This window comes from Mesonia sp. HuA40 (assembly GCF_008017835.1).
Lineage (GTDB): Bacteria > Bacteroidota > Bacteroidia > Flavobacteriales > Flavobacteriaceae > Mesonia.
Map to the genome: position 1 here is coordinate 181,178 of NZ_VRLT01000059.1, position 20,740 is coordinate 201,917.

17 protein-coding genes are annotated in these 20,740 nt (G+C 35.2%); 12 read left to right on the forward strand and 5 right to left on the reverse strand.

Annotated elements, in window-relative coordinates; translation table 11 throughout:
• Window positions 1–18: 18 nt before the first annotated feature.
• Window positions 19–4,398: a translocation/assembly module TamB domain-containing protein gene (locus FT993_RS10530; RefSeq protein ID WP_255504473.1), complete on the reverse strand. Its 4,380-nt coding sequence runs from the start codon at window positions 4,396–4,398 to the stop codon at window positions 19–21.
• Between the two features lie 203 nt (window positions 4,399–4,601).
• Here FT993_RS10530 and tsaD point away from each other — a divergent pair, with 203 nt between their 5' ends.
• From tsaD to FT993_RS12360, 8 genes are all read left to right on the forward strand, one after another.
• Window positions 4,602–5,624 (forward strand): tRNA (adenosine(37)-N6)-threonylcarbamoyltransferase complex transferase subunit TsaD, encoded by a 1,023-nt coding sequence (gene tsaD, locus FT993_RS10535; protein WP_147862512.1) that lies wholly within the window; start codon window positions 4,602–4,604, stop codon window positions 5,622–5,624.
• A 1-nt stretch (window position 5,625) separates the two neighbouring features.
• Window positions 5,626–6,330, forward strand: a complete 705-nt coding sequence (locus FT993_RS10540; RefSeq protein ID WP_147862513.1) for a 16S rRNA (uracil(1498)-N(3))-methyltransferase — start codon at window positions 5,626–5,628, stop codon at window positions 6,328–6,330.
• A gap of 8 nt (window positions 6,331–6,338) precedes the next feature.
• Window positions 6,339–6,983, forward strand: coding sequence for a DUF4159 domain-containing protein (locus tag FT993_RS10545; RefSeq protein ID WP_147862514.1), 645 nt, complete (start codon window positions 6,339–6,341; stop codon window positions 6,981–6,983).
• 2 nt (window positions 6,984–6,985) lie between these two features.
• The gene (locus FT993_RS10550) at window positions 6,986–7,501 is read left to right on the forward strand and encodes a TrmH family RNA methyltransferase (RefSeq protein WP_147862515.1); all 516 of its coding nucleotides are present in this window, start codon (window positions 6,986–6,988) and stop codon (window positions 7,499–7,501) included.
• Window positions 7,498–8,586, forward strand: a complete 1,089-nt coding sequence (locus FT993_RS10555) for an AI-2E family transporter (protein ID WP_147862516.1) — start codon at window positions 7,498–7,500, stop codon at window positions 8,584–8,586. The genes FT993_RS10550 and FT993_RS10555 overlap by 4 nt, the downstream gene beginning before the upstream one ends.
• A complete protein-coding gene (locus tag FT993_RS10560) occupies window positions 8,586–9,773 on the forward strand; it encodes an RsmD family RNA methyltransferase (protein WP_147862517.1) in 1,188 nt (395 codons plus the stop codon). The genes FT993_RS10555 and FT993_RS10560 overlap by 1 nt, the downstream gene beginning before the upstream one ends.
• A 616-nt stretch (window positions 9,774–10,389) precedes the next feature.
• Window positions 10,390–10,839, forward strand: coding sequence for a VOC family protein (locus FT993_RS10565; protein WP_147862518.1), 450 nt, complete (start codon window positions 10,390–10,392; stop codon window positions 10,837–10,839).
• A gap of 124 nt (window positions 10,840–10,963) precedes the next feature.
• Window positions 10,964–11,239, forward strand: coding sequence for a hypothetical protein (locus FT993_RS12360; protein ID WP_187240804.1), 276 nt, complete (start codon window positions 10,964–10,966; stop codon window positions 11,237–11,239).
• Window positions 11,240–11,511: 272 nt separating this feature from the next.
• Here FT993_RS12360 and FT993_RS10570 read toward each other — a convergent pair whose 3' ends face one another.
• Entirely contained in the window at window positions 11,512–12,684 is a 1,173-nt protein-coding gene (locus FT993_RS10570) for a GlmU family protein (protein WP_147862519.1), read from the reverse strand.
• Window positions 12,685–12,830: 146 nt separating this feature from the next.
• Between FT993_RS10570 and panB the strand changes: the two genes are divergently transcribed.
• The 4 genes from panB to FT993_RS10590 all read left to right on the forward strand — a co-directional run bounded on the left by panB (window position 12,831) and on the right by FT993_RS10590 (window position 16,151).
• The gene (gene panB, locus FT993_RS10575) at window positions 12,831–13,649 is read left to right on the forward strand and encodes a 3-methyl-2-oxobutanoate hydroxymethyltransferase (RefSeq protein WP_147862520.1); all 819 of its coding nucleotides are present in this window, start codon (window positions 12,831–12,833) and stop codon (window positions 13,647–13,649) included.
• A 3-nt stretch (window positions 13,650–13,652) separates the two neighbouring features.
• The gene (locus tag FT993_RS10580; protein WP_147862521.1) at window positions 13,653–14,003 is read left to right on the forward strand and encodes an SdpI family protein; all 351 of its coding nucleotides are present in this window, start codon (window positions 13,653–13,655) and stop codon (window positions 14,001–14,003) included.
• Window positions 14,000–14,701, forward strand: coding sequence for an RluA family pseudouridine synthase (locus FT993_RS10585; protein ID WP_147862522.1), 702 nt, complete (start codon window positions 14,000–14,002; stop codon window positions 14,699–14,701). The genes FT993_RS10580 and FT993_RS10585 overlap by 4 nt, the downstream gene beginning before the upstream one ends.
• Window positions 14,702–14,765: 64 nt before the next feature.
• The gene (locus tag FT993_RS10590; RefSeq protein WP_147862523.1) at window positions 14,766–16,151 is read left to right on the forward strand and encodes an aldehyde dehydrogenase family protein; all 1,386 of its coding nucleotides are present in this window, start codon (window positions 14,766–14,768) and stop codon (window positions 16,149–16,151) included.
• Window positions 16,152–16,775: 624 nt separating this feature from the next.
• Here FT993_RS10590 and FT993_RS10595 read toward each other — a convergent pair.
• From FT993_RS10595 to FT993_RS10605, 3 genes are all read right to left on the reverse strand, one after another.
• A complete protein-coding gene (locus tag FT993_RS10595; RefSeq protein WP_147862524.1) occupies window positions 16,776–17,930 on the reverse strand; it encodes a DUF2891 domain-containing protein in 1,155 nt (384 codons plus the stop codon).
• A 99-nt stretch (window positions 17,931–18,029) separates the two neighbouring features.
• Window positions 18,030–19,568: a YifB family Mg chelatase-like AAA ATPase gene (locus FT993_RS10600; RefSeq protein ID WP_147862525.1), complete on the reverse strand. Its 1,539-nt coding sequence runs from the start codon at window positions 19,566–19,568 to the stop codon at window positions 18,030–18,032.
• Window positions 19,569–19,866: 298 nt separating this feature from the next.
• Entirely contained in the window at window positions 19,867–20,739 is an 873-nt protein-coding gene (locus FT993_RS10605; protein ID WP_147862526.1) for a phosphatase PAP2 family protein, read from the reverse strand.
• Between the last annotated feature and the right edge of the window lies 1 nt (window position 20,740).

The window sequence follows — 20,740 nt, forward strand, 5'->3', positions numbered from 1 at the left end:
GAATTTTTTAAATATAATCTATCGGCCTGGAAATTCAATATAGCTTGGTAGCTCGATCTTGTTTTCTTTTTCATTTTTTCGCTTTCTAAGCTTTTTGGTTTCGGTTTTCTCTAATTCTTTGTTTAGAATCTTTCTTATAAGCTCTTTAAAGGTATCAAAATCTACCGAATAAGATAAACCTACCCCTTGTGTGTAGCCTAATTCTTCCCCAATATATTGAATATCGTTTTCCCGATTGAATAATTTAGCGCGCAAACTTCCGTCTTCATTTAGTAAGAAATCAATTTCAACATCTCCTACCACTACAGATTCTGTTACTCCGCCTATAGGCACTCCTACTCTACCGTTAATTAAAACCCGTTCGCTAATTTGGGTAGACAGTGTAACCCCAAACCGATCGGCTGTTTCTTGATCTGGAGTTCTTCCTCCTTGAACATAATCTATTCCTACTTTAAATTTTCCATCTTCATCGGTAAAAATATCATCAAATAATCCTGAGGCCCTTTCAATTAGTAAATTACCTGGTGCGTTTTGACCTGATCCGCCTTGAGCGAAAAAACTACCTTGCGAAATTAAACTTAAGGCTTGTATCTCTGTATTTTGCCTATCGCTGATGCGGTATTCTAATTCAGATTTCACCACACTACTCAAGTTAGGATAATCAATTTCAAAACTTAAATCGGTCGAGGTAAGTTCACCGTTTAAATTGATGTATACTTCTACTGGTATGCTTCTGTTTATGGTAGGATTTTCTAATAAAATAGCAGGATTTGCACTGGTTTTGTATAGTGCCTTTACATTCAAATTTGCTCGAGTGGGGCTACCGTCCCAAGTGATATTACCACCCGGCACTACTTCAAATTCTTTTTGAATAAGGCCAGCATATTTAAAATTATAAATCCCTTCGTAGGCAACAAAATCTCCCCACATATTGAATTTACCATTGGTATTTATTTCAATCAACAAAGTTCCTGCCCCACGCCCTTTTAAAGTACTGCCACTCTCTTGATCAACAACTACTTCAACTTCGGCATCTTTGGTAACGTCTAGTTCAAATGCCATTTCAAGGCCTTTTACGGGTTTAATAATAACGGGAGTGCCTTCTTCTTTAGCCTTTTTTTGTTCTGGAGTTAAAAAATAAATAAAAGAATGATCACCAATACTTTCAGAATCGCTAAGCGGTATTTTAAAAATAGTGCCTTTCTCTGTTTTTGCATTTACTGCGATATACAATTCTTCAACAGGTCCGGTGATACTAGCATTACCACTAATAAAACCTGTACCAAAATATAAAGATTCTTCGGTTTGTTTGGTATCTAAAACCAGCAAACGGTTGGGTGCGTTTAGTTGTAAATTTAACGCCCAATCTTGAAAGTTTTTATGACTAATACTTCCATTTAAAACACCTTGAGTATCGTATTTGGTATCGGTAAGCCTAATGTCATTAAATATAAATTGCTGTTTACGAAGATTAACTTCTGCCTGCGGCTGAAAATCGAGATCAACATTAAGATAAGGTATTTTAAGTCCGGCTTGCGATAAGGTAAGGCTACCATTAATATCTGGATTGGCGTAATCGCCAAAAATATGCGCATCTCCTGTTGCGGTGCCGCGAAAATCGGTAAGCACCTCTCCGCCTATAGGACTAAAAGCTTCTAGATCAAAATCGTTTACATCAACAAGAAGATCAATATACGCATTTTGCTGACTAACATTGATACCTCCATTAGCCTTTAAATACATTTTTTCTTTGGTTTTCAATTCTGCTAAAATACTGTAGTCAGTAAGCGATTCATTACCTGAGATGTCTAGAATTAGATTTCCATAATTTACATCGTTTAAGGCTACATTCTCTATTTTAATTTTACTCTTAGGATAGTACACTCCCTTTTTTTGGAGAAAATTCAAGTTTCCGTTTACGGTTCCTCTCATTTGAAGACTATCTATATCTGGAGTAATTTTTTGTAAATCGACATCTTTAAATTTCAATTCAAAATTTTTGTAAGTGCTATCGGTAAGCTCACCGCTTATGCGAATCTCTTCATTTAAATGGGTAATGCTTAAGGTGTCTAAACTGAAGCCTTTAAAGTCATGGTCAAATATTAATTTTTTATCTTTTAAGTTTTCTTTATTTAACAGCCATTTTGCCTTTTTAAACTGGAAATCAGATTTTCTAAAGCCTACAACCGATTGATTTTCTTGATTAATAGTGTGGTATAAACTAAAATCAAATTTATCATCATTTCTATTTCCACCGGTGAAAGCGGTCTTGAAAAACAAAGTGTCTTTTAAGGTAACATTGATTAAATTAAAATCTCTGGCGGTGTATAAACCTGTTTGAATACTATCTACTCTTAAATAAGTATTAAACAGTGGGTTGTCGTTATCTACCTGCAAATCTATTTGGTAAAAGTTATTTTTTTCGATATTGATTTGAGGCGATTTAAAACTTAGCTTGAAGGCCGACTCTTCTGAAGTTAAATTTCCTCTTATAAAAGTGTTTGCAGAAATTTGTGTTCCTGGCACCACCACTTCTACTATTTTATTAAAAATGTCAAACTCAAACGATACCTCTTGATTGGGGGTAACTTTTTCGGGTTCATAATTGGTATAAATACTACCAATGGCATTTTTAAAAAGTTTAGGTATTTCTTCAATCAAAAAGTTACCACGCACTTCGCCGTTGACTACATCTGGTGAAGTAATTTTGATAATTCGCTCTTTTTCATTGGTTTTTGCTTGTAATTGAAGCTGGTTAAAAGCATAGTTATCCTGATTATTTTGGTAACGCACATCAGACAATAGAACTACTCCTTCGGCATCATTTATATTTTTCCCTTTGAGATCTAGGTTTAAATTGCCACTAAAAATAGCAGTCGTGTCTTTTACAAAATTAAGCGCACTTAAATCCGCGTAAGCGATTTGTGCATCAAAATCAATAATATTTGTGGTAGAGGAAGCGTCAATAAGTCCTTCAAAATTCAATTTTAAATTAGGATCATTACTAATTAATTTTCCATTAAAATAAGGGTTTTTTAAAGTCCCTGATAATTGAATGTTTTTATACCGATACCCGTTAAAGTAGAAAGAAGAAATTTTGCCCTTTACCTTAGAATTCAATTGATTGGCTGAAAATCCGCTACCATCTACATCTACTTCAATACTCACCTTGCCCAATTGTTTATTGTTAAGTAAAGCGCCTAAGTTAAAATCGGTAAAAACAAGATTTCCTTGGTAGGAGGCGTTGTTTATATTTTCGAGTTCTTTAATACGTAAGGCAAACTGCCCGCCTCCCAACTGGCTATTTAGCGTAGCATTGGTAACCACTTGCTGCGGACCCGCTTCTAAATACCCTTCAAGCTTAACTTGCCCCAATTGCTGTAGACGTTCAGGTATTCTATTTTTTAAAAGATTAGGCAACAAGTTTACCACATCATAATAATTGGTATTTAGATAATCATAATTACCCATAACACGAATGCTATTGGCATTGCCTGTTAATATATTTTTTAAGGTTAAATCGCCCGATAAATTAGTGCGATTCATTCCGCTCATTTTCCAATTATTAAGGTGTAAATTATTTAAAACCCCAGACACATTTCCAGAGAATTTTAATTCGTCACCTTTGCTAAATTCGTTGTATAACTTATTTAAATCTTGGGTATGTATTAAAGAATTTTCAAACTGCGCATCTATATTAACCTTATTTTCAAAATCAGATAAATCTTCAACTTGCTCATAATTCAAATAAACCCTAGACGCCTCTATTGAAGATTTATCTGTATTGAACACCAAATTATCTAAACGCATTTGCTGTTGGGTATAGGCAAAATTAGTTTGTAAAAAATCTACTTGTATACCCTTTGCTTCAATTCCGCGCAAGCTGGCGATTTGCACAAACACATCACTATTATCTATAAGCAAATTATTGGCTTGAACATTGAGCTCTTCAAAAGCCAAAATAGGCTCCTCTTGAAGATTAAAATCGGTGTAAGAAAAATAACTATCGGTGAGATTTATCTCATCGATGGTTAATGAAAAATCTTCGCTGGACTTTTTCCCACTATCAAACTTTTGAATAAAAACACTAAAATTATCTTCTTCTTCATTTTCATACCGCTTGAGGTATAATTTTAATTGGCGAGCGTGGGTATTTTCAAAATCTAAATCATTACCGCTGACTAGTCCCTGAATATTGAGCAATGAGGTGCTTAATTCTTTGGCTACTACCAATGTATCCTGGTGATGATCTTCTATAAAAACTTGGTTCAACACCACTCTACCATCATACGAAAGTCGTAATTTAGCCACTTTAATTTTAGCATTGTATTTCTCCTGAAGAAAATCGGTTAAATACTGCGCCGTTTTAGTTTGTACGCTGGCTATTGAAAAAAACATAACCAACAACAAAAAAAACAGGAGCAAGCCGAGTAATATCTTGGCTAATATTTTAATTTTTCGTTTTATAAGGCGGTAGTTTTTAGAATATTTTAAAAGATTTCTCTAGCTTTGTTTACGGCTCCTATTTGTAACCCTAAAACCATTACAAAAATAGGATACCTAATTTAAATTGTACCAATTTTTATGCCTAATATATAATAATGTCTTTAGAAAACACCTACATTTTAGCAATTGAATCTTCTTGTGATGATACGGCGGCGGCTGTGTTAGAAAATTCTGGTATTTTAAGCAATGTAGTGGCTACTCAAAAAATTCACGAAGAATATGGAGGCGTGGTCCCCGAATTAGCCTCTAGAGCGCATCAGCAAAATATTGTACCCGTGGTAGACCAGGCTTTAAAGAAGGCTAAAATAGACCAATCACAATTAAGTGCGATAGCTTTTACTCGCGGTCCTGGGTTAATGGGTAGTTTATTGGTGGGTACTTCTTTTGCAAAATCTTTGGCTTTGGCATTAGATATTCCTCTCATTGAGGTTAACCATATGCAAGCGCACTTATTGGCTCATTTTATAGATGATGCAAGTCACCGCAAACCAAATTTTCCCTTTTTAGGAATCACTTTAAGTGGAGGGCATACTCAAATTGTAAAAGTTGATGATTATTTCTCTATGGAGGTAATTGGAGAAACCTTAGATGATGCCGTTGGTGAGGCATATGATAAGTGCGGTAAAATGTTTGGACTAGATTATCCTGCTGGGCCTATAGTTGATAAACTTGCTCAAAAAGGAAACCCGAAAGCTTTTGAATTTCCTGTACCTAATGTAAAAGAATTAAACTTTAGCTTTAGCGGATTAAAAACTGCGGTAATGTACTTTTTAGAAAAAAAGCAAAAAGAAAATCAAGATTTTATAAAAGAAAATTTGAATGATTTATGCGCTTCTTTTCAGTTTACTGTAGTTAAGATAATTCAGAAAAAACTTGAAAAAGCAGTAAAGCAAACGCAAATAAGAGAGGTAGCTATAGGAGGCGGTGTCTCGGCTAACTCGGCAATTCGTACTATGCTTCAAAAACAGGAGCAAAATAAAAAGTGGATTTGCCATATACCTAAATTTGAATACACCACAGACAATGCCGCAATGATTGGCATTGTGGGTTATTATAAATTTCTAAATGGCCAATTTACCGACGTAAAAACAAGTGCTAAAGCACGTTACCACATATAACATGCAATTATTTTATCTAGATCATATTCAACCCCAAGACACTCATTTTTATTTTAATGAAGAAGAGCATAAGCATTTAGTACGCGTTTTACGAAAGAACCAGGGTGATCTAGTTCATGTAACCAATGGAAAAGGCTTTATGTTTAAAGCAGAATTGATTGAAATTGCCAGTAAAAAAACAAAAGCCAAAGTTTTAAGCGTAACCCAAGCACCGCCCAGAAAATACAATTTGCACCTAGCCATAGCTCCCACTAAAATGAATGACCGCATCGAGTGGTTTTTAGAAAAAGCTACCGAAATAGGAATAGATAAAATTAGTTTTATATTATGTGAACATAGCGAGCGCAAGAAAATTAAGTTAGAACGTTACCAACGAGTTTTGGTGAGTGCGTTAAAGCAATCTTTGCATTATAAACTCCCCGAGATAAGCGCACTTGTTCCATTTAGTAAATTCATTCAATCGGCTAAGGCCACTCATCAGTTTATAGCCCATTGTTATGATGAAGAAAAAGCCCTGTTAAGTCAATCGGTAAAATTAGAAGAAGATTACCTGCTGCTTATAGGTCCCGAAGGTGATTTTTCAACGGCAGAAGTGCAACAAGCCGTTAATCAAGGCTTTAAGCCTGTTAGTTTAGGAAACAGTAGGCTGCGTACCGAAACTGCGGGTGTAGTTGGCGTACACACTTTTGCGCTTTTACACGAATAATTAAAGTTATGAGAAAATTTGTATTTCTTTGTTTAGGGTTTATATGCTGTAGCTTTACCTACGCACAGAAAGTAGCCGTTTTGGAATATAATGGTGGTGGCGACTGGTATGGTAATCCAACGGCTTTACCAAATCTAGTTCAGTTTTGCAATCAAAACATCCGAACAAAAATAGATAATGAAATTGGGCAAGTAAAACCAACAGATCCTGCTCTATTTTCCTATGCTTTTATACATATGACGGGGCACGGCAATGTTTATTTTAGTGAAAAAGGAATCGAAAATTTAAGACGTTACCTTTTAGGCGGTGGGTTTTTACATATAGATGACAATTATGGTATGTATAAATACCTGTTACCACAATTAAAACGATTATTCCCCGAAAAAGAACTACAAGAATTACCCGCCAGTCATAAACTCTTCCAGCAACCTTTTAATTTTTCTAAAGGGCTGCCCAAAATACATGAGCATGATGGTAAACGCCCACAGGCTCTGGGTATCTTTGATCAAAACAGATTAATTTTACTATATACTTTTGAATCTGATTTAGGCGATGGTTGGGAAAGTCCTGCTGTGCACGGCGATCCAGCAGAAGTTCGTGAAAAGGCATTAAAAATGGGTGCCAATATTATACATTATGCTTTTAAAAATTAATTATGCCGCAGCAACTAACTCACGAGGAAACCAGTTTTGAAACCAAAAAATTTCCAATTGTTTTGGTGGCTCATCAACTCACGAGTCCGGCTAACTTAGGAAGTATTTTTAGAGCAGCCGAAGCTTTTAATATTGAGGAGATTTTACTCTCAAAATGTGATGATTTAATGAATAGCAATCGGTTTAAACGAACCGCAAGAGCTACTCAACAACATTTAAATTATCAGGCAGTGGACTTAAACTCCGCGCTTATTCAAAAATACCGAGACAAAGGTTTTAAGATAATAGGACTAGAAATAACTAAAGACAGTCAGTCTTTACAAAATTTTAAACTCAATTCAGGTCAAAAACTACTAATTCTTCTTGGAGCTGAGCGTTATGGTCTTGCTGAGGAGTGGATTGGGCTTTGTGATAACTGTGTGCATATTCCTATGTTTGGCTTAAACTCTAGTATGAATGTGTCACAAGCGCTGAGTATAACATTGTATGAAGTTACAAAACAAATGAATCAACTATGAATTCAAAAACAATCACTTACGGAATTTTAAGAGCTGTTGCTATTTTGGTGGGTATAATACTACTGCTTTGGTTTTTATACCAGATTCAATCGGTAATTGCTTTTATTGCCATTGCTGCCGTTATTTCTTTAATTGGCAGACCTATGGTATTCTTGCTTACAAAGAAGCTGAAATTCCCAAACCGTTTAGCTGTTGTGTTTGTGCTCTGTGCTGTTTTATGTATTATTATAGGTGTGGTTAGTCTTTTTATTCCTATCATAATCCAACAAAGCGAAAATATAGGTCGTATTGACTTTAATGCCTTCAAAGCAGACCTAAACGATTTAAATCTACAAATTAAAGCCTATCTTGGAGTTAACGAAATTGATATTCTCACGGGTTTAAAACAAACCGATTTCATTAAGAATTTTGATTTTCAATTCATTCCAAACTCCGTTAATTATATTTTTAGTGGTTTAGGTAATGGTATTATTGGCGTATTTTCTATCATTTTTATTTCCTTTTTCTTATTAAGTGATAGTAAGTTGTTATTAAACAGCATTTTGGTGTTTTCAAACAAAGGAGAAGAATCGCGGTTTAAGTTAATGTTTGAAAAAATAAAAATATTGCTCTCAAGGTATTTTATCGGTTTAACCTTACAAATCTTAGTATTGTTTATTATTTATACGGTTTTATTGGTCACTTTCGAAGTTGATAACGCCGTTGCCATTGCCTTAATTTGTGCATTCTTAAACATTGTACCCTATTTAGGCCCTATGGTAGCTGGTATTTTGATGGCACTATTTGTTATTTCGAGTAATTTAGGGGCAGATTTTTCGGCTGTAATTTTACCCAAGCTTGGTTTTGTAATGGCAGGATATGCCATTGCTCAACTTATTGACAACTTTATCAATCAGCCGCTTATATTCGGAAAAAGTGTGCGATCACACCCCTTAGAGATTTTTCTAATTATACTTATCGCAGGATTATTATTTGGCATTTTGGGAATGGTCATTGCCATTCCCGTTTACACAGCAATTAAAGTGATAGCTAAAGAAACGCTGAGTGAATACAAGATTGTAAAAAAATTAACCAAAGACCTATAATGAATCAAGCTATTTTTGAGGAGAACATTCAACGCTTTATCAAAGAACACGAACAAGACCATTTGCCAGAGTTAATCCTTAAAGGTAGTCCTTTTAAGCAAGTAAGTATACAAGAAATAGCACAGCAAATAGCGGCACGAAAAAAAGCAAAATTAAAATTACCTACTTGGTATGCTACCCCAGGCATATATTTTCCTCCACAATTAAATTTAGCACAAACGTCATCAGAAATTACTGCCGATTACAAGGCTCAATGCGTAAACGGGGATAGCCTAGCAGATTTGACTGGCGGATTTGGCGTCGACAGCTTTTATTTTAGCCGGTATTTTAAAAAAGTAACACATTTTGAAACGCAAGAAGAATTAGCCAAAATAGCGCAAGCCAATTTTCAGAAACTAAGTGCCCCCAATATAAGCAGCTTGACTACCGATAGTTTAGCTTATTTAGACCAAACGCAAAACACTTGGGATTGTCTGTATTTAGACCCTGCTCGCCGAGACCACGCAGGGCAAAAAGTATTTAGTCTAGCAGAGTGTACCCCTAATATTATAGAACACCTTGATTTGTTATTTTCTAAAACCAATTGTATTCTACTCAAAACATCGCCATTGTTAGATATCAAGTTAGGCTTAAAAGAACTAAAAGGAGTGCAACATATACACTGCGTGGCCGTAAACAATGAGCTTAAAGAATTGCTTTGGGTACTTAAAAAAGAACACATAGCAAAATCAACCTTACCTCAAGTACATTGTGTAAATTTCTTTTCAACCCACACCGCATTTTATAAGGCCAATCTAGACGAAGAAAGCGGTAGCAAAGCAAGGCTAGGTCCCGTTTTAAAATATTTATACGAGCCAAATGTTAGTCTATTAAAAGCTGGTTTTTTTAACCACATAAGTCAAGGTTTAGAACTACAAAAGTTAGCACAACATACCCATCTTTACACGAGTCAATCTTTAATCGATTTCCCAGGAAGAGTATTTAAAGTAATTCAACGCGAGGCTTTTAATAAAAAAGCCTTTAAAAAACTAAATATCAAAAAGGCCAATATTAGTACACGCAATTTTCCGTTAAGCGTAGCTCAAATCCGTAAAAAATTCAGTATTCAGGAAGGTGGAGAAATATACATATTTTGTATAACCAACCATGAAAATCAAAAAGTTATATTAGTCACTCAAAAGATTTAATTAAAATTATTTTAGGGCGTTTCCCTTCGGGTCGGGCTTTTCGTTACAATCTTTTAGGCTAAACGCCAAAAAGTATTTTCACTGCAATCCCTAACGCGTTTTAGTTTAATTAGCTATTACACATTTGAGTAAACGACTTGCTTCCGTAAAGAAAAATTAAATCGATCAATTGGTTATTTGATTTATATATATAATTCTATAATCTACCCTTATAAATATAGCGCCCCCCCTAACTTCTCTTATAAAAAAACTACGATATTTTAATCATAACCAAATTTAAAAACCCATAAAGCAATATTTTGAAGGTAATTAAAGAAATGGAAAAAGCTGCAGTGCTTGTCTTTACAAACTGCTGGGTTTATGTTTACAAACTGCGGTGCTTGTCATTACAAACTGCTGGGTTTATGGTTGCAAACTGCTGGGTTTGTAATCCTAAGCTCAGCAGTTTATGCTTAACTTAAAAAATCATCTTATATTAATGAAATTTTATGTTGATATATTTTCTTGATATCTGCTTATTTAAAGTCTAATAATTCGCTATCCAAGGTAAATTAGTTAAGTTTTAGTTGACTTATCGCATTTAAAAAATAAAAGTATATTTGCTAAAAAACGAAAAATGGATAAAGATATAAGCGCAAAGCCAAACGAACTCGAACCTAAGGTAACCGGTATAGGGGGTATTTTTTTCTTCTCAGAAAACATAGAAAAAACCAAAGAATGGTATGCTCAACATTTAGGATTAAAGGTGAACCAATGGGGTTCTAGCTTTGAGTTTAGGAATGCTAATAGGCCTGATGAAATCAATTATTTACAATGGAGTCCTTTTCAAAAAGGAAGCGAATACTTTGAGCCTTCAAAAAAAGAGTTTATGATCAATTACCGGGTTCAGAATATTGAGGCTATGGTAGACAAGCTTAAAGCTGATGGCATTCAAGTTTTAGATGAAATTGCCAGTTATGACTACGGCAAGTTTGTACATATTATGGATGCCGAAGGAAACAAAATTGAATTATGGGAGCCTGTAGATCACGTGTTTACGGCAATGGGCGGCGAGACTACAAAATAATAGATGTACAACAAGTATCTTTATCGTCATTCACAACGCTTATCTAAATTAATAGATTCATTTTACTTTAAGGTTTAAACGCTAAGGCTTAGTACAAAATGTTGGCTATTTTTATAGATCTTTGATGAAAATATTTCCCGAAATCTCATGGCAATTCCGTTTAATTGACACGAAAGAGCGAAGTATAAACCGCTTAAACCGACGCACAGAATATTCTAAGCGGTTATATTCTCAATACACCGATAAATCCTTTCGCGGTGAGGTAAATAGCACACATTTTAAGCTGATATCAGCTAGCATAGGCAGGGGCGCATTTTGTGTTTTAACAGGCAATTTAAAAGAAAAAGAAGGATCGGTGAAGGTGAAAATACATCCGTTTTTTAAATATGCGCTTTATTAATTTTACACTTTACCAATAGTCGGATTTTTTGTAGAGCTTTTACTTGTGCCAGAAAATAACTGGCTCATATTATTTTTGGTTGCAATAGGGCAAATTTTATTCATTTGCTATTTGTTTATAGCCTTAACCTTTAGATTATTGGCTAGAGAAAGTCTGCATCGGCTTCGGAATATTCTAGATATAGAGTTTATCGACTAAGACTTAAAATTTGAATAGTATTGAGTTAAATGAAAAAAATAAAGGTTCTGCCATTTGGTTAATTTTAGGTGGCTTTAGTCGCGTCTGTATTTTTTGGTTTGCTCAAACACATTTTCTAGTATAGCTTTATCTTCTTCGGTAAAGACAATATTACGTCTTTGCATAACAATCTCACAGACCTCAAAAGCTTTCTTGGTTTGGTAGGTAGTGGTACCTTGGTTGCCTCCCCAAGTAAAACTAGGAACAAAGTTTCTAGGAAAACCAGCACCAAAAATATTACTGCTTACCCCAACAACCGTTCCTGTATTAAACATAGTATTTATCGCACATTTAGAATGGTCACCCATCATTAAACCGCAAAACTGCAATCCGGTTTTTGCAAAACGCTCGGTTTGATAATCCCATAGGCGCACCTCGGCATAATTGTTCTTAAGGTTAGAATTGTTGGTGTCTGCCCCCAAATTACACCATTCACCCAATACTGAGTTACCTAAAAAACCATCGTGACCTTTATTAGAGTACCCCATCATTACCGAATTGTTTACCTCCCCTCCTACTTTACAATGCGGACCGATAGTTGTGGCTCCATAAATTTTACTACCCATTTTAACAGTGGCATTGTCGCATAAAGCAAAAGGTCCCCTTATAGCAGAATTCTCCATTATTTCGGCATTCTTACCAATGTAAATAGGACCATTTTGAGTATTTAAACTAGCATTGTGCAACTGAGCTCCTTTTTCAACAAAAACCAAATCTGGATTTTCACAGTAAACACTGTGCGGTATCTTTTCTGAGGTACGGCCCTGTGTTAACAAATTAAAATCTTCGCTAATGGCTTTTGCATTCTTTTTAAATATATCCCAAGTATGTGCAATAAATAAAGGTTCTTCCTTGGCTTGCACATGCTCAAGATCTTCAAGAATAACCTCTTCATCTTCTTTGGTCCAAAAAGCGATGTATTCTTCTTCGTGAACTAAAACTTCATTTGGCTTTAATTGTTTTATTTGCTCTACTAAACTTAGCGAAGGACAAAAGGCAGCATTAATCAATATATTTTCTTCAAGCTCAACCATAGGCCATTTATCGCTTAAATATTCTTGCGTAATGGTGGTAGTTGTAGTCTGTAAATAGCGTTCCCATTTTTCGCGTATGCTTAAAATGCCTATGCGCAAATCGGCTACGGGCTTGGTAAAAGTAAAAGGCAACAATTGATCTCTAAAGGTGCCATCAAATAATATGTAGTTCATAACCCAGGTGTTTAGAAAACGAAAATAAGAAAATTTGCTCTTTATTGATTTGTTCTAAGTGATAAATGCTTTATTTCTTTACGGATGCAATTATTGGTTGTGGTAAACTAATTGCTTATTTTTACACAGAATTTTAAACCAAACTTATGTCAACTGCCAAAAAACAATACAAACGAGTAACGGTAAAATCGTTGGTCGATATGAAGCAACGTAAAGAAAAAATATCGATGTTAACCGCCTACGATTATACCATGGCAAAAATAGTAGATGGTGCGGGAATAGATGTTATTTTAGTTGGCGACTCTGCTTCAAATGTTATGGCTGGGCACGAAACTACACTTCCAATAACCCTTGATCAGATGATTTACCACGCTTCTTCTGTAATTCGCGGTATAGATAGGTCTTTGGTTGTGGTTGATCTACCCTTTGGGAGCTATCAAAGCGACCCTAAAGAAGCATTGCGATCGGCTATTCGTATTATGAAAGAAAGCGGAGGACATGCGGTAAAACTAGAAGGTGGTAAAGAGGTAAAAGATTCAATTAAACGAATTTTAAATGCTGGTATACCTGTCATGGGACATCTAGGTCTCACGCCGCAATCTATCTATAAATTTGGTACCTACACGGTACGAGCAAAAGAAGAGGCAGAAGCAGAAAAACTAAAAAGCGATGCAAAAATGCTTGAAAAACTAGGTTGCTTTGCTGTCGTATTAGAAAAAGTACCCGCCCATTTGGCAAAAGAAGTAGCCGAAAGCATTTCAATACCCGTGATTGGTATTGGTGCTGGTGCAGGGGTTGATGGTCAAGTTTTGGTAGTTCATGACATGATTGGAATGACCCACGAGTTTAATCCTAGATTTTTAAGACGATATCTCGATTTATACTCCGAAATGACGCAGGCTTTCAAGCAGTACAATGATGATGTAAAATCTGGTGACTTTCCCAACTCAGATGAACAATATTAAAAAATGAGTATATTTTTAAGTCTAGATGCGCTGCTAGGCATAATATTCTTGGTGGTTGGCTTACTGCTAAAATACAAACCGCCTAAAAAAATAAATATGCTTTACGGCTATAGAACAAATCGATCTATGAAAAGCCAAGAAGCTTGGGATTTTGCTCAGAAAAGTGCGGCAATACGGAGCATAGAAATAGGCTTATTTTTACTGATAATTGGAATTTTAGGGCATTTCTGGCTAAGACAACAACAGGTTTTAGCCACAGCTTTGAGCCTATTCGCGTTATTGGCAGCTATTCTTTATTTGGTTATACATGTTGAAAACGCTTTGAAAAAAAAGTTTAAAAAGCAAAAGCCATGAAAATTCATTCGACAATAGATAATCTAGAGGTTATTTATGAGGACAATCACCTAATTGTGATTAATAAAAAAGCAGGCGATTTAGTACAAGGCGATAAAACCCAAGATATTCCGCTAAGCGAAATTGTAAAAGCTTACCTCAAAAAAAAATACAACAAACCCGGAAACGTTTATTTGGGTGTGGTGCATCGTTTAGATCGGCCCACTTCTGGAGTAGTACTATTTGCCAAAACCTCCAAAGCTTTACCACGGCTTAATAAACAATTTGCCGAAAAAGAAAATAAAAAAACCTATTGGGCTATCGTAAAACCAGGCGAACTTAATACAGCAGGCAAATTGGTGCATTATATGCTTAGAAACCCTAAACAAAATAAATCTTATACGCACAAAAACGAAGTACCCAATAGCAAAAAGGCAATATTAAGGTACCGGCTTTTACAGAAATTAGATCACTATAATTTATTGGAAATCGATTTGGAAACCGGTAGGCATCACCAAATAAGGAGCCAGCTTTCTGCTATGGGTTGCCCGATAAAAGGAGATTTAAAATATGGCTTCAATCGAAGTAATAAAGATGCCAGTATTCATTTACACGCTAAAACGCTAAGTATTATGCACCCTGTCAAAAAAGAGAAAATTAGTTTTGACGCCCCACTACCCCAAGATCCTCTCTGGAACGCCGTTCGGCATCTAAGTTAAATATCCGTAAAAAAATAGCTGCTACTTTTTAATTTGTTATTTTACAACAATTGAAATAACAATTATGAATCAGCAGGAATTAAACGAGGTATTTAAAAATCAATCAGAAGCTATTGCTAGCAACGAATCAATTTCCGTAAAGGAACGCATAAGGCTTTTAAAAAATTTAAAAAATGAGATTCAGAAAAAGGAATCAAGTATAATAGCTGCCCTTAAAGAAGATTTTCATAAACCATACTTTGAAACTATGCTGACAGAAGTTTTAGTGGTTTATAAAGAAATAAACCTTTTTATCAAAAAACTAGAACAATGGTCAAAACCTAAGAAGGTAAAATCAAGTTGGTTGAATTTTCCATCTCGTGCTCAACTTGTTCCTAAAGCCTATGGGCAAGTATTAATTATCTCTCCTTGGAATTACCCTTTCCAATTAGCTATGAATCCGCTTATTGGAGCAATTGCTGCAGGAAACAGAGTGGTGTTAAAACCCTCTGAACATAGCGCCGCAACATCAAATATTTTAGCAACAATAATCGCAAAGGTTTTTGCGCCCTTACACGTGAAGGTGGTTATCGGCGACCAAGAGGTAGCGCAAAAACTTTTACAATTTAACTGGAATTTTATTTTTTTTACCGGTAGTACAAAAGTGGGAAGGATAATTCAACAAGCAGCTGCCAAAAATCTTACGCCCAGCGTACTAGAACTAGGCGGGAAAAACCCTTGTATTGTAGATGAAACAGCCGATATAGACCTGAGTGCAAAACGAATCGCTTGGGGGAAATTTATTAATGCCGGGCAAACGTGTATAGCTCCCGATTATATTTTGGTACAGCAAAAAGTGAAGGGTAAACTTATTGAAGCGATTACCAAACACCTCAAGCAATTTTATCAAAATTTAAACCCGGAATCTGAGGATTATGCCCACATTATAAATGAAAAACATTTTAACCGACTTACAAATTATTTAGCAGACTTAAAAGTGCTTTATGGCGGACAGTACGATGAAACCTATCGTTTTATTGCGCCAACATTGGTAGACGAACCGCCAAATAATCACCCTATTTTGAATGAAGAAATCTTTGGGCCTATTCTTCCTATTTTAGGTTTTGAAGAAATAGCTTCTCTTAAAAAGGTGATTCAAAAGAATAAAAACCCTCTAGCTGGTTACATTTTTTCTCGAAACAAGGATAACATTCGGTTAATCGAAGAAAGTTTTTTATCGGGCGGATTAGTGATAAACGATGTGTTGATTCATTTTGTTAACGACCGCTTACCCTTTGGCGGAATAGCCGAAAGCGGTTTGGGGCATTACCATGGCAAAAATAGTTTTATTTGTTTTAGTCATTTACAGTCTCAGGTTATTCGCAAAAATTACTGGGATCCGCCTTTTCGCTATCCTCCTTATTTCGAAAAAGAAAAATGGCTACAAAAAATTAAAAAGTTATTTTTTTAAAGTTTTAAATTAAGTTTATCAGGTTAACCTGGATTTTGAATTTTTTTTAAAAGTATAAATAAAATTGTTCTCCATTTTTTACAACCTGGATAAGAACTTGACGAAAATTTGATAGCTAATAAGATATACTATTTATTAATTATCTGAACTAAATTATAATCAAAAATACCCTATAGATAAAATCTATATACTATATCTAATATTCTATATTTGAGTGTGTTAGAAGTATCATTTAAAGTATTTATTTAAATACGGTAAAAAATTAAACTCAGAGAATAAAAAGTTCAATAAGCGCTAATTTTTTAGCAAAAATTAACGATAATAGAAAAGCTGAGGTTGTAATCCAAAATTAAAATTCTTATAATTTTCAAATATATTTATAAAAAGTTTAAATTGAGAAGTGAAAAAATAAAAACCATTGAAGATAAATTCTATTTTAAAATATAATTTTTGGAAACCTATATAAGTATCATTTATCTAAAAATCGTTCAACAGATTGTTTAAATAAGTGAGTTTCCTTTTAAAATCAAATAACTCAATTGTTAGTAATAATTATAAACTAAAACAAATCCACCCTACCCTGATTATTTTTTTTAAGACCGCCATAGTAGCGATTTATACTATCTATTGCTCTCTTTGATTAATGGCGTATAAAGCAAAGGTCGCCAGCCAATGTCCGCCCTCATAAGAGTCTCCTGCTATATTATCGAAAGAAGCAGATAAATGCCTTTCTGCAATTGGTTTTAGGTAATTAAACTCATCGTAGGCATTTGCCAATTCAAAGAGAACACTAGCCCTGCTAAAATTTAGTCCGTCTAAATGAACCAATTTTCCATCGGTTCGATCGGTTACGCTCACTGGTTCTAAACTAAATGATTTATCTAATAACTCTGGCATAAATTCTTTCAGCCATAGCCTAAAAGTTTCCTTTTCGAGAACCTTTTGCATAAGGTTGACTTCCATTAAGCACGGAGAAAAAAAATCGTGTCCACTTGGCTCGTAGGCTAATGGACATGCATTATCATTTAAATAAAAGGCCTTAGCTTTAGTTTCAATTAATTTTTGAAGCGCTTCATCTTCCAAGCTTAGGGCATAATCATATGCCAAACTTAAACCAAAAGCCGTGTTTTGATGTTCTCCAACTCGAATGGGATAACTTAAATTGGGTAAGTAATCCTTATAATTCTGTACGATTTTTTGGGTTAATGGCTCTAAATTTTGATGTAAAACAGGAGCGATAGAATCTTCCCAAGTATATAATTCTTCGCTTAATTTTAATAGCCAAGCCCAACCGTAGGTTCGTTCATAAGTCTTATTAATGGGTTTATTAAAATAAGCTACTTCTTCTTTTATATTTTGTTTGGTTAAATTGGTCTTTAACCAAGCTCGAGCGGTCGATGAATTTTTAATTTGTGGATATTGCTTAAGTAAACTAACCATACTCCAATGCCCGTGTACCGAGGAATGCCAATCAAAACAACCGTAAAAACTAGGATGTAAGGCTTTTGGAGTTTTAAGATCACTTTCACTTCCTAAGGTTTGACTTAATTTATTAGGAAATTCTTGATCTACGCATTTTAATGGCATTTTTAAAAGTTCATTAGCCTGTTTTTCATTTAAAATCACTACTTCATCAGGTAATAAATTCTCACTAATTTCATCTACCAAACTACTGTCTTCTATCGTTTCGGCTTTAGCCTTAGAAGTAGTTAATTCAGATTCTTTTTGTTTACACCCTACAAAGCTCAGTAAACATAGAATTATTATTAAATTTCTCATAGTACACGATTAAAATGGCGTCTAAATATATTAATTAAATCGCTTTTAAATAATTAAGGAGTATTCAATTTTGTTTTAAAAAATGTTAATCTTAGTCATCTACCCTAACCAGCCATCACGATCGAGACTACGGTATTGTATAGCCTCGCTAATGTGATGACTTTGTATGTCTACGCTTTGCTCTAAATCGGCAATTGTGCGTGAAACTTTTAATATGCGATCATAAGCTCTAGCGGATAAATTTAACCTTTCCATAGCGGTTTTTAGCAATTCCTTGCTATCTGGTTTTAATTTACAAAACGCTCTAATTTGCTTTACGCCCATCTGAGCATTGTAATGAATGTTGGGTATTTCTGAAAAACGTTGGGTTTGTAATTCTCGAGCATCTGTCACCCTTTTCCTTATTGCTGTACTAGGTTCTCCTCGACGTTCATCGCTTAGCTTTTCAAACGGAACGGGCGTGACTTCAATATGAATATCTATACGGTCTAATAAAGGACCGCTAATTTTACTCAAATACCGACTCATCTCGGCCGGTGAGGTAGCTACTGGGGCATCGGGATCATTGAAATAACCACCAGGACTCGGATTCATACTAGCCACTAGCATAAAACTAGAAGGATAGGTTACCGTAAACCGAGCTCTTGAAATGGTAACTTCACGGTCTTCTAAAGGTTGTCTCATTACTTCAAGTACCGTGCGTTTAAATTCTGGTAATTCATCTAAAAACAATACCCCATTATGAGACAATGAAATCTCTCCAGGCTGCGGATAACTTCCGCCTCCTACAAGCGCTACATCTGAAATGGTATGATGAGGACTTCGAAAGGGGCGCTGAGCCATTAGTCCGCTACTGTTTTTGGTTTTACCCACTACCGAATGAATTTTCGTAGTTTCTAAAGCCTCATCTAGCGTCATAGGGGGCAAAATACTAGGTAAACGTTTGGCAAGCATAGTTTTTCCTGAACCTGGCGGACCAATTAAAATAATATTATGCCCTCCAGCAGCAGCAATTTCCATACAGCGTTTAATCGATTCTTGTCCTTTAACATCGGCAAAATCAAACTCTGGATGCTCTAGACTCTCATAAAACTGTTTTTTGGTATCAACAATAGTCCGCTCTAAAGGAATGTCTTGGTCAAAATATTCAATTACCTGCGTAATATTTTCAACGCCGTACACTTCTAAGCCGTCTACAATAGCTGCTTCAGCTGCATTTTGTTTAGGCAAAATAAAACCCTTAAAACCTTCTTCCTTTGCCTTTATAGCAATGGGTAGCGCGCCCTTAATGGGCTGTAAACTTCCGTCTAAAGAAAGTTCTCCCATAATTAAATATTTGTCAATTTCATCGGCTTTGATTTGTTCACTGGCGGCCAATATACCCAAGGCCAAAGTTAGGTCATAAGCACTACCCTCTTTTCTCAAATCGGCTGGAGCCATATTTATGGTAATTTTTTTACCAGGAAGCTTATAAGCATTGTTTTGTAAAGCGGCGGCAATTCTAAAACTGCTTTCGCGGATTGCGTTATCGGGTAAACCTACTAGGTGATAACCAATACCACTTACCACATTTACCTCTACCACCACCGTGGTGGCCTCAACGCCAAAAACAGCGCTGCCAAATACCTTAACCAACATATAATTTAGTTTTAGTTAGTAAAATTTACTATTGTTTGTTAATAGAAAGGTAAAATTTAATCAATTTATTTAAAACAAAGATATAATATTAAGGTTTTGTCATTTTACTGAAGGAAATTAGTAGTAAAAAAGCAGAAATTAGGATACTAACCAAAAGTATCTACATTAAATTAATTATAGCAGCTTTAAGTTTTAGAAGGACTATTGAATTTAACTCAAAAGCTTTAAGCGGATATTTTCACCGAGACCAAGATAGGGCCTTGTAGCAATTACAGAGAATTAATAGTGAAAAAAGCATTCAAAACGTACCTCTTAAACCAATTGAGCTGGGACCCATTTGCAAGCGCCACGAAATACGATTTCTTTTGGCTTGCTCTAATTCAGTGTCACTTTTCATTTGCTTATCCAAGTAATTGTCTACGCTATCTACAACCACAACAGTAAGAGCTACACTAAGCGCTACATCGGTAAGCCAGTGTGCGCCCGCCCAGAGTCGTGAAACGGGAGAAATCATACCAGCTGTAATGAGTCCGCCTTTAACCCAGGGATTATCAAATTGTTTTGATAGAGAATAAAAAGTGGTAAAAGACAAAATGGTGTGTCCTGAAGGGAAAGAATGGTAGCCGCCTCCGGGCTTAAAAGGTTTAAAGGTAAATTTTCCCCCATCTGATGGTCTTGCTCTACCTGTGACTTTTTTAGCAACCGTTTGCACCAAACCTGCGGCACTTGCCGAAGTAATCATTAATATTCCAGTTCTTCTTATTTTTTCATTTTTAGTAAATAGGCCTACTAAATATATACCTCCATTTACTCCGTAATTATTCTGTGGACTACCAAAATACCAACCAAAATCGCGAATAATAGAAGGAATATCTTTTTCTTGACGTTTAAAATACCGGCTGGCATCATCGTCTAAAATATGTAAACCTGCTGTCCCTATACCAATTGCTGCAGCAGTGGCCCAATCGTCTTGATCCCATTTAAACGGACTCGCAAAAACATTTTTGAATCCGCCCCAAGCGAGAGAAGCATCATATTTAGCTAAATCCCAAGTAGTTATTTTTACAGGTTCTTGTAAACTGTCTATGCTATTAAATGCATACTTGTTTTGAGCCAGTATAACTCCGGAAAGTAAAACAAAAACATGGGAAATAAAGTATTTTTTTTTCATA

Bases quoted from the DNA above. Each gene is read 5' to 3' on its own strand.
- FT993_RS10585 (WP_147862522.1), top strand. From the start codon at position 14,000: ATGAAAATTCATTCGACAATAGATAATCTAGAGGTTATTTATGAGGAC.
- FT993_RS10580 (WP_147862521.1), top strand. From the start codon at position 13,653: ATGAGTATATTTTTAAGTCTAGATGCGCTGCTAGGCATAATATTCTTG.
- FT993_RS10560 (WP_147862517.1), top strand. From the start codon at position 8,586: ATGAATCAAGCTATTTTTGAGGAGAACATTCAACGCTTTATCAAAGAA.
- FT993_RS10550 (WP_147862515.1), top strand. From the start codon at position 6,986: ATGCCGCAGCAACTAACTCACGAGGAAACCAGTTTTGAAACCAAAAAA.
- FT993_RS10530 (WP_255504473.1), bottom strand. From the start codon at position 4,398: ATGTTTTTTTCAATAGCCAGCGTACAAACTAAAACGGCGCAGTATTTA.
- FT993_RS10605 (WP_147862526.1), bottom strand. From the start codon at position 20,739: ATGAAAAAAAAATACTTTATTTCCCATGTTTTTGTTTTACTTTCCGGA.
- FT993_RS10595 (WP_147862524.1), bottom strand. From the start codon at position 17,930: ATGAGAAATTTAATAATAATTCTATGTTTACTGAGCTTTGTAGGGTGT.
- FT993_RS10540 (WP_147862513.1), top strand. From the start codon at position 5,626: ATGCAATTATTTTATCTAGATCATATTCAACCCCAAGACACTCATTTT.
- FT993_RS10570 (WP_147862519.1), bottom strand. From the start codon at position 12,684: ATGAACTACATATTATTTGATGGCACCTTTAGAGATCAATTGTTGCCT.
- panB (WP_147862520.1), top strand. From the start codon at position 12,831: ATGTCAACTGCCAAAAAACAATACAAACGAGTAACGGTAAAATCGTTG.
- FT993_RS10545 (WP_147862514.1), top strand. From the start codon at position 6,339: ATGAGAAAATTTGTATTTCTTTGTTTAGGGTTTATATGCTGTAGCTTT.
- FT993_RS10565 (WP_147862518.1), top strand. From the start codon at position 10,390: ATGGATAAAGATATAAGCGCAAAGCCAAACGAACTCGAACCTAAGGTA.
- FT993_RS10600 (WP_147862525.1), bottom strand. From the start codon at position 19,568: ATGTTGGTTAAGGTATTTGGCAGCGCTGTTTTTGGCGTTGAGGCCACC.
- FT993_RS12360 (WP_187240804.1), top strand. From the start codon at position 10,964: ATGAAAATATTTCCCGAAATCTCATGGCAATTCCGTTTAATTGACACG.
- FT993_RS10555 (WP_147862516.1), top strand. From the start codon at position 7,498: ATGAATTCAAAAACAATCACTTACGGAATTTTAAGAGCTGTTGCTATT.
- tsaD (WP_147862512.1), top strand. From the start codon at position 4,602: ATGTCTTTAGAAAACACCTACATTTTAGCAATTGAATCTTCTTGTGAT.
- FT993_RS10590 (WP_147862523.1), top strand. From the start codon at position 14,766: ATGAATCAGCAGGAATTAAACGAGGTATTTAAAAATCAATCAGAAGCT.